The sequence below is a fragment of the Streptacidiphilus anmyonensis genome, assembly GCF_000787855.1.
Lineage (GTDB): Bacteria > Actinomycetota > Actinomycetes > Streptomycetales > Streptomycetaceae > Streptacidiphilus > Streptacidiphilus anmyonensis.
Window position 1 is genome coordinate 34,059 of the sequence record NZ_BBPQ01000035.1, and the last position, 8,160, is coordinate 42,218.

Below are 8,160 nucleotides of genomic sequence, written 5' to 3' on the forward strand. Positions count from 1 at the left end.
AGCCGTGGATCTGGTCACCGGGGCGGTAACCAGCGCAGGTCAGGGGCTCGACCTCGCTGCGTTGGCTGTCCGGCTGAAGATACGCGTTGGCTGCCGGTAGCCCCCGGAGTTTCGATTTCGCCGGTTTCGGTGCGTTCGGTGCCGCGGGTGGGTTCCGGGTGTCGCGTGCGGCTTCTATCCGTCGCCGCCGTTGTGTGTGGGCGGTGTGGGTTGGTCGGGTGGCGGTCCGGTGTGGAAGATCGGCCAGCAGATCTCGGTGCGCCATTCGGCCGCCTGTGCGCTCTGGTGGCGTCCGACGGGGTAGTACTCGCGGATGGGGCCGTCCACGGCGAGGGCGTGTTCGGCGACGTACGTGCCGAGGGCTCCGTAGGCCAGGTCGATGTTCGTGTGCGGGCCGTGGTGCACGATCGTCGCCAACTCGACGGGCGGGATGACCAGCGTGTCGACCCGGCCCATGGGGCGCAGCGGTCCGGCGCAGGGCACGAAGATCGTCGCCGGTCCGTGCCCGTGGGTGAACAGGTCGGTGCTGAAGATCCCGCCGGCCGGTGCGCCGGCGGGCAGTCCCTGGGCGTCGAGCGTCGCGTAGATCTCGCCGAGCGCGCCCTGGTACCAGGTCAGCGCGTCGGCGACGTCCACTGTGTCGGTGATCGCAGCCGCCGGCGTGGCGGGAGCGCTCCGGCGCCCGATCTCGGCCGGGGTGCCGCCGGACGGGCGGGTGAGCAGGTCGCGCAGCGAGGCGACCGCCGACTGGCTGCGCGCCAATTCCTGCTCCATCTGGTTCAGGTGCGCGGCCAGTAGCGCGTTGCGGGTGTCGAGGTCGGGGGCGGCCAGTACCTTGGCGATCTGCTCGACCGGCATGTCCAGGGTGCGGAAGCGGCGGATGATCTGCGCGGTCGGGATCTGCGCGGTGGTGTAGTACCGGTGGCCGGTGTGCCGGTCCACCTCGTCCGGTTCCAGCAGGCCCACCTGGTGGTAGTAGCGCAGCGTCTTCACGCTCAGGTGCGTGGCCCTCGCGAAGTCCCCGATCGGCAGTGTCGCGTCCATGCCTGCCACTGTGCCACCTCCCCCCAGGGGAGATGCACGGGCGCGCCCCGGTCTTGCACCTCTCGTCGGGGAACGCCCGAGCCTGCTTGCAGGCGGTCGACCGGGCCGTCGGCCGAAGGGAGCCGAAACCATGACCATGCCCACGAGTACGGCCCTGCCGCCCGTCGTCGCCGAGTACCTGGCGGCGGTCAACGCCTTCGATCTGGACCGGATGGTCGCCACCTTCGCCGAGGACGCCTACGTCAACGATGCGCGCCGTGAGATCAGCGGCATCGCAGCCATCCGGGCCTGGGCCGAGAAGGAGATGATCGGCGACCACGTCACGATGGAGCCGGTCGAGGTCGTCGCGCACTACGGCCAGACCATCGTGCGCTCGCGCTATGACGGCGCCTACGACAAGACCAGCCTCCCGGCCGAACTGGTGATGTCGGACTACTTCAGCGTGCGCGACGGCAAGATCGTCAGCCTCGCCGTGATCCGCAACCAGCCCTGCCCGTACTGACAGGCACCGCGCCGTCCGGCCCGCCCGAGGCCCGCGGCGCACGCGGACCGGCCCGCCGGTCTGCTCGCGCCGCCGCTTCGCTGCGCACCCGTCCGTCCACCTGTGGAAAGCGGGAACCACTCCCCATGAACTACACCCTCGACCCGGAACTCGTCCCCCTCCTGGCCGCCCGCACCGGGCAGGCCGCCGGCGTACCTGCCGCGAGCGCGGGGACTGGAGGTCGATTCGCGAGGCCGGCAACCTCGGCCAGGCCGTCATGGCGGCGCTGGTCCCCCCGGTCACCGGGATCAGGACCGCCACCTACTTCGCCGCGGCACCCGACGGCGCCCGGATCGAACTGCGCTGGTACACCACCGGCGGGACCACCGGGCCCGGCCCGGCCGTGCTCTACGCCCACGGCGGCGGCATGATCCTGGGCGACCTGGACGCCTACGACACCCTGGTGTCCTGGTACGTCGCCCACAGTCGGGTGCCGTTCCTGTCCGTCGGCTACCGCCTGGCCCCCGAGGCGACCGGCACCATGCTCGCCGAGGACGTCTTCGCCGGTCTGACCTGGCTGATCGACCACGCGCACGAACTGGCCGTGGACACCGGACGCATCGCGGTGATGGGCGACAGCGGCGGCGGCGCACCCGCCGCCGCTGTCGCCATCCTGGCCCGCGACCGGCACATCCCCCTGGCCCGGCAGATCCTGGTCTATCCCATGCTCGACGACCGCAACCAGGGCCCCGACCCGGCCCGCGAACCCTTCCTGACCTGGACCTACGACGACAACTACACCGCCTGGAAGACGGTCCTCGGCGACACGTTCGACACCGCGGCCGTCTCCCCGATCGCCGCACCGGCCCGCCTGACCGACGCCGCCGGGCTGGCCCCGGCCTACATCGACACCGGTGACCTCGACATCTTCCGCGACGAGGACATCGCCTACGCCGCGCGCCTGGCAGCCGCGGGCGTCCCCGTTGAACTGCATGTCCATCCCGGGGTCCCGCACGGATGGGACCGCCTCGCCCCCCAGTCCGGGGCCGCCCGGCGGGCCTTCGCCGACCGGATCCGCACCCTGGCGGCCCTCTGAGTGGCCGGCTTCGCAGGGGGAAACCCCCGATGTCCAGCGCTGAAAGCAGGCGCTTGGCAGGGGATCTCCCCTCAGGGGAGATCCCGTCGCGGGACCGGGTCTTGCACCTCCCCTGACGGCACGCCGCAGGGTTGCCCGTAGCGGCCGAGCAGGGCCATGAGATGAAGGGAGCAACGTCATGACGACGACCGAGCAGGACAGGGAAGCCATCATCGCCATCGTCCGCGAGATGGCGGCGTCGATGACCGGCGCGCAGAGCACCCGGCACTGGGCGTCCGACGTGCTGTGGTTCGACATCCCCCCGTTCGCGTCCAGGGGCGTCGCCCCGGCGCGCAAGCTGTTCGACGGCACCTTCGCCAACTTCGAGTCCTGCAAAGTCGAGATCCTCGAACTCGACGCGAAGGTCAACGGGGACATGGGCATCGTCTGCACGGTGCAGAGCACGAACATCGTGCTCAAGAACGGCGCCACCAAGCACGTCATGGCCCGGCAGACCGACTGCTTCGAACGGCGCGAGAACGGCTGGGAACTGATCCACCAGCACGCCTCCGTCCCGGCCGGCGGCGAGTGGGACGGCAAGATCACTACCGTGTAGGGCCTGATCTGCGACGCGACCGGCCCACCTCCCGAGCGGATCTCCTCGGCGAGGGCGGCGCCCGCGACGGCAGACTCTCCCAGCCTCGTCGCGGGCGGCAGGAGCCAGACGGGCATCGACCGGCGAATCCGGAAACGCAACCAGAGCGGACAGGTGCCTGTCCAGGGCGCAAGCGGTCGCCGGGAAAGCGATCTCCGCTGCTCGCCTCAGTCGTTGCAGGCCGGACGAACTGAGGCGATGACTGCTACTCGTAGGAGGAGTCCGTGATCGCACGGCGGACTCCGGCCTGGTGCGGGGCGGACCGGTGTCCAACAGGGAGGCAGCCGTGCTGGTCACCGCCTCGTGGCAGTGATCCTCCTGGGGCTGGGGCTGGGGCTGGGGCTGGTGCGGTGCGGGCGGTGCGGGTCTGTGTCCGGCGCGGGTGGTTTCGGGGTCGGGCACAGTCCCCAGCGATTTGCCCTTTCTGATGACTATTTCAGTGCTGTCGGTGGATCTTCCTGATTCCGTCATGGTGTGTGGTGTTTTGTGGTCGGTGGGGTGGTGGCGGGGGAGGGTTGTCGTTGCCCGGCTGAATCAGTGGAGAGCCGGGGGGACAGCACAGTTGAGAGGGGTTCAGCCATGTTCGGTGGACGTGTGAAGAAGGTCGTGGCGCTCGGTTCTGCTGCGGTGACGCTGGCCGGCGGAGCGGTGCTCGGTGCGGTGGGGACCGCGTCCGCGGCGCCGCACCACGGGCCGGGTGACCGCGACCGGCACTGCCGCATGGTGCAGGGGCACTGGGAGCGCAGCTGGCATCCGGTCGGCCGCGACGGGCACGGTCGGATGCACTCGGGGTACTGGACCCGCGTCTGGGTGCCCGCTCATGAGGTCTGCAACCGCTAGCGGAGCGCCAGGCTCCTGTCCTGCGGTGATCGGTGTCCCCGTCGGCTTCGGCCGGCGGGGGTACCGCCGTCTCACGGCGCCGGGCCGGGAGCGGTGGGCGGGGTTGCGCGGACGGGACCCCGCCGGGCGTCGCAGTGGCGGGGGAGGAGGAGGTCGACGGGCCGTGGTTCGTGCACGGTCTTAGCGTGAGGGGTATGAGCAGCACCTCGGCGGAAGCCCCGCTCGGCAGACCGGTGTGGACGGGGTCGATCACGTTCGGGCTCGTGGCGGTGCCGGTCCGCCTGTTCACGGCTACCGAGGGGCACTCCGGGCCGGTCACCCACCAGCACCACGCGGATGACCTGGGCCGGATCCGGTACCGGAAGTTCTGCGAGGCCGAGGACCGGGAGCTGCGGCCGGACGAGATCGCCCGCGGCTGGGAGGTGCCGGACGGCGCCATGGTCGTGCTCACCGACGACGACATAGAACGGCTGCCGCTGCCGACGAAGCACGTCATCGACGTGCACGCCTTCCTGCCCGAGGCGCAGATCGACCCGCTCAGCTGGGACACCCCGTACTACGTGGGGTTGGGCGAGAAGGCCCCCGCCAAGCCGTACGTCCTGCTGGCCCGGGCGCTGCGCGAGTCGGGGCAGGTCGCGGTCACGAAGATCGCCCTGCGGGACCGGGAGTCCCTGGCGGTGCTGCGCGAGCGGGACGGCCTGCTGATCCTGCAGACGGTGAAGTGGCCGGACGAGATCCGCACCCCGGCCGGCATCCGGGTCCCGACGGCGGACGAGCCGATCCACCGCAACGAGATCCAGATGGCGCTCCAGCTCGCCGCGTCCATGAGCCGGGACTACGACCTGGACGCCGAGCGGGACCAGTACGTGCGGGCCCTGGACGAGCTGCTGGCCGCGAAGACCGGCGGCGGCGAGGTCGAGCGCGGGGCCGAACCGGCCGCCGCGGCGGCGCCCGCGGTGGACCTCATGGCGGCCCTGCAGGCGTCGATCGCCGAGTCGCAGGCCAAGCGCGGGGAGAAGCCGGGAAGCAAGAAGGCCGCGGCCGGGAAGTCGACCGCGAAGAAGACGACGGCCAAGAAGACGGCGTCGAAGCGGGCCTCGTAGGCCGCCTGGAACCCGGACCGGCGGGCAGGGAATGCCCGACAGGGGGTGGTTGGTTGTAGCAACCGTGCGGGTGTCGTGCCGAGGACTGTGTCCCCGGGCCTCACCTTTCGCCTGCGGGGACGATCGTCCGGCTGATGCCCCGCAGAGCCCTTCGCCGCGTAGGCGACCGCCACGGCGTGGCGCCCGCACCTGATGACCGGCACCGGCCAGGCTCCCCCCGTCCTGGCCGGTGCCTTCTTACGTATCAACGGGTGCCGCAGCAGCGGCGGATCCTCGGGCGCTACGAACCGCCGTCGGCGTCGGCCAGGCCGGCCTTCTGCAGGGCGAAGCCGGTCTCCTTCGCGCAGCCTTCGGCACGGGCCTGTTCCATGACCGGATGGTGTCGGATCTGCCCCCAGAGGGCGTCGCGCTCGGCACGGAGGCGGGCGAGTTCGGCGCGCTCGGGCCCGTCCTCGGGCCAGACGGCGCGCTCGCGCCACTGGTCCTCGCCCGGGAAGAGTTCACGGCGCTCGGCGGCGACCTTGTTGCCGTGGTCCTGGGCGGCCTGCCGTGCGGCGTGCAGGGCGCGCTGGGGGTCGATCAGGTCTGGCGGGCGGGGAGTGTGTCGGCTGCGGTGTGGTTCGTGCGTCCGAACATCGACACCAGCCGCCGTGCGCGGCCCCGACACGCCCGGCTGTCCGGTCGGCGGCTCGGTTCAGCGTGTCCGGGCGGGCTGCGCTGCGGTCGCCTGGGTCCGGTCGGTCGGAGCCAGTCGTTCCTGGTGTGCTCGAAGGGCCACTTCGGTCCGGAGTGCCGGCCGGGTGGGACCAGGGTGAGGATCCCGTATACGAGGGCCGGGGCTATGAGGTTGACCTGGTCGGGTCCGTGGCCGTGCCGCGGCTCGGTGACGGACACCCTCGCGCAGAACGCGAAGAGGCCCGCCAGCGCCACGATGCCGGTCCTGGCCGGTGCCTGCCTGCAACGCCCGTCCTGTTCCTGTCCCGCGCTATCGCGCCCCGTCCGCCGTTCTCGTGCGAGCCGGTCTCGGGCACGGGCGCTCCGGGTCAGCGCAGTCTGCCCCGGGCGGCGGGGTCGGGGCGTGGGCCCGCGTCCTCGGGTCGGTTTCCGCAGTCTGCCCGCGGGCCCCTTTTCGCGTGTTCGGGGGACTGTCGGTGGTGACTGGGCGTTTCAGTTGGCGGGTGGGTGCTGGACTTGGCGGCTTGGGTGTTCGGCTTTGGGTCCGCACGGTGGCTTGCCTGTTGAGGGTGGTGCTCTGATCGGTTGCCCGCTGCGCGGGCGGGGGGGCTGGTTGTTGTGGGGGTGTCGGTGGCGGGGGCCATAATCGCCACCGTCACGATCACCGGACCGACGGAGCCGCTGGTGTCCCCGCTTCACGACTTTGCGACCTGGGAGCCTTTGCTGCGGCTCCTGCGGGCCGCACACCCGGAGGCCTTGGCGGCGCCGGGCGGCCATGTGGCGGGGAGGATCGGCCGCATCTCGTGGAGCGTGCCGCTGCGGCGGCAGCGTCCGCAGCCCGGGGGCGCCATGCTGGTCTCGGACCGGCAGGAGGAGTTCGACGCGGTCGGGCGCGTGCGGAACGCGCTCCCGAAGACCGCGGACGCCCACATCGCCTTCACCGCGGAGATCACCGGGAGCGGGAGGACGGTGCTTCACCTGTTCGATTCCACTCCTGCGGCTGATCCGGGCATCGGCAGCGCCCTTCCCGGCGCTTTGATCCTGGTCGAGGGCGCCGTGCCCGAGCCGTGGCGCCGCCTTCCCGAGACCGTGCCGGGCGCGCGGCCGGCGCCGTCGGTGGACCGGGTGCTGCTGGAACGCACCCTTCGGGAGCGGATACCCGACGCGATCGGCGCCACCGAGGAAGAGATCGCCGCCACGGAGACCCGCCTGGGTACGGCGCTCCCCGAAGAGATCAAGGTCCTCTACCGCGTCACCCGCGCGAGATGGAAGGACTGGGGCGACTACGAGACGGCACGGCACGTCTACGAGGCCGTCGGCTTCGAGCTGTACTCCCTGGACCGGCTCGCCGTCGCCGACATGTCGAGCCGTCGCTTCAGCTGGGAACACGCGGCGCGGGAGGTGTCCGTCACCTCACCTGACGCGGCTGTGCAGGACCTGGTCGGTTCCCCCGGATGGATCGTCATCGGCGGCACCGGCGGCGGAGACCAGGTCGTGGTCGACCTCACGCCGGGCCCGCGAGGTCACACCGGGCAGATCATCGTGCTCGGCCACGAGCAGAGCATCGGCGCTGCCCTCTTCGCTGAGTCCCTCACCGACCTGTTGCTCGATCCGGACCGCAACTGGTACTCCGGCCGGAGCCGGGACCGGCCGCCGTTCGTGGCGAGGGTGCACCACCAGAGCCTCAAGAGCATCGAAGCTGCGGCCCATCCCGACCTGGAGGTCCTGAGCCTCGGCGGGTGGGAGGGGGGAGCCGTTCAGCCTGGCCCCGGTCATCGGGCTGCCCCGCCTGCGTACCCTCTTTGCCGACTCCGGGTCCCTCGCGGACCCGCTGGAGATCGCCGGACTGACGGGACTGGAATTCCTCGAGCTCACACCGGAGGACTGGCGCGTCCTGCTCGACGCCGGTGCAGTCCCGCGCAGCCTCTCGGCGGCCTCCATCAGGGCTTACAGCAACCGGGATCCGCGCCCGATCGTGGCGCTGGCGAACGAGATCCTGGCCCTGTGGGACCGCCCCCTGATCACCGAGACGGTCGTCGACGGCGACCTGGGGCCCCTGCCGTAGCCGCTGAGGGTTCCAACGTGGGCAGTGTCGGTGCCGTTGGGTGTGGTGCGTGGGCGGGTCCCGATAGGCCTGACCGGGGGTTGGTGTGTGCCGACCGGTCCGGGCGCCTTGCGCTCTGCGGGAACGCTCCGGCGGTCTTCGCCTGTCGCGGACGGTCGTTTCCCGGCGCGGAGCCTTGGTTCCGGGGATGCAATCGTTGCGTCCCGCAGCCCTTGTGCGGGG

At 71.5% G+C, this 8,160-nt stretch carries 7 protein-coding genes and 1 pseudogene; 6 read left to right on the top strand and 2 right to left on the bottom strand.

What is annotated here, in order from left to right:
* Window positions 1–174: 174 nt before the first annotated feature.
* Entirely contained in the window at window positions 175–1,044 is an 870-nt protein-coding gene (locus tag TR50_RS25795) for a MerR family transcriptional regulator (RefSeq protein ID WP_042426650.1), read from the bottom strand.
* 130 nt (window positions 1,045–1,174) lie between these two features.
* Between TR50_RS25795 and TR50_RS25800 the strand changes: the two genes are divergently transcribed.
* The 5 genes from TR50_RS25800 to ku all read left to right on the top strand — a co-directional run bounded on the left by TR50_RS25800 (window position 1,175) and on the right by ku (window position 5,198).
* Window positions 1,175–1,546: a nuclear transport factor 2 family protein gene (locus TR50_RS25800; protein ID WP_162837972.1), complete on the top strand. Its 372-nt coding sequence runs from the start codon at window positions 1,175–1,177 to the stop codon at window positions 1,544–1,546.
* A gap of 256 nt (window positions 1,547–1,802) precedes the next feature.
* Complete coding sequence (locus TR50_RS25805) at window positions 1,803–2,621, top strand: alpha/beta hydrolase fold domain-containing protein (RefSeq protein WP_236654593.1); 819 nt, start codon at window positions 1,803–1,805, stop codon at window positions 2,619–2,621.
* Window positions 2,622–2,799: 178 nt separating this feature from the next.
* Window positions 2,800–3,216, top strand: coding sequence for a YybH family protein (locus tag TR50_RS25810; RefSeq protein WP_042426663.1), 417 nt, complete (start codon window positions 2,800–2,802; stop codon window positions 3,214–3,216).
* A gap of 618 nt (window positions 3,217–3,834) precedes the next feature.
* Window positions 3,835–4,095, top strand: coding sequence for a hypothetical protein (locus TR50_RS25815; RefSeq protein ID WP_042426666.1), 261 nt, complete (start codon window positions 3,835–3,837; stop codon window positions 4,093–4,095).
* A gap of 194 nt (window positions 4,096–4,289) precedes the next feature.
* Window positions 4,290–5,198 carry a non-homologous end joining protein Ku gene (gene ku / locus TR50_RS25820; RefSeq protein ID WP_042426669.1) on the top strand — a complete coding sequence of 303 codons (909 nt, stop codon included), beginning with the start codon at window positions 4,290–4,292 and terminating at the stop codon, window positions 5,196–5,198.
* 280 nt (window positions 5,199–5,478) lie between these two features.
* Here ku and TR50_RS25825 read toward each other — a convergent pair whose 3' ends face one another.
* The gene (locus TR50_RS25825) at window positions 5,479–5,865 is read right to left on the bottom strand and encodes a hypothetical protein (RefSeq protein ID WP_042426672.1); all 387 of its coding nucleotides are present in this window, start codon (window positions 5,863–5,865) and stop codon (window positions 5,479–5,481) included.
* A 692-nt stretch (window positions 5,866–6,557) separates the two neighbouring features.
* Here TR50_RS25825 and TR50_RS25830 point away from each other — a divergent pair.
* Window positions 6,558–7,938: pseudogene (locus tag TR50_RS25830) on the top strand (SMI1/KNR4 family protein).
* Window positions 7,939–8,160 lie beyond the last annotated feature (222 nt).

What these genes read in the sequence shown, in the direction of transcription:
- TR50_RS25795 (WP_042426650.1), bottom strand. Translation starts at nt 1,044, where the DNA reads ATGGACGCGACACTGCCGATCGGGGACTTCGCGAGGGCCACGCACCTG.
- TR50_RS25800 (WP_162837972.1), top strand. Translation starts at nt 1,175, where the DNA reads ATGACCATGCCCACGAGTACGGCCCTGCCGCCCGTCGTCGCCGAGTAC.
- TR50_RS25805 (WP_236654593.1), top strand. Translation starts at nt 1,803, where the DNA reads ATGGCGGCGCTGGTCCCCCCGGTCACCGGGATCAGGACCGCCACCTAC.
- TR50_RS25810 (WP_042426663.1), top strand. Translation starts at nt 2,800, where the DNA reads ATGACGACGACCGAGCAGGACAGGGAAGCCATCATCGCCATCGTCCGC.
- TR50_RS25815 (WP_042426666.1), top strand. Translation starts at nt 3,835, where the DNA reads ATGTTCGGTGGACGTGTGAAGAAGGTCGTGGCGCTCGGTTCTGCTGCG.
- ku (WP_042426669.1), top strand. Translation starts at nt 4,290, where the DNA reads ATGAGCAGCACCTCGGCGGAAGCCCCGCTCGGCAGACCGGTGTGGACG.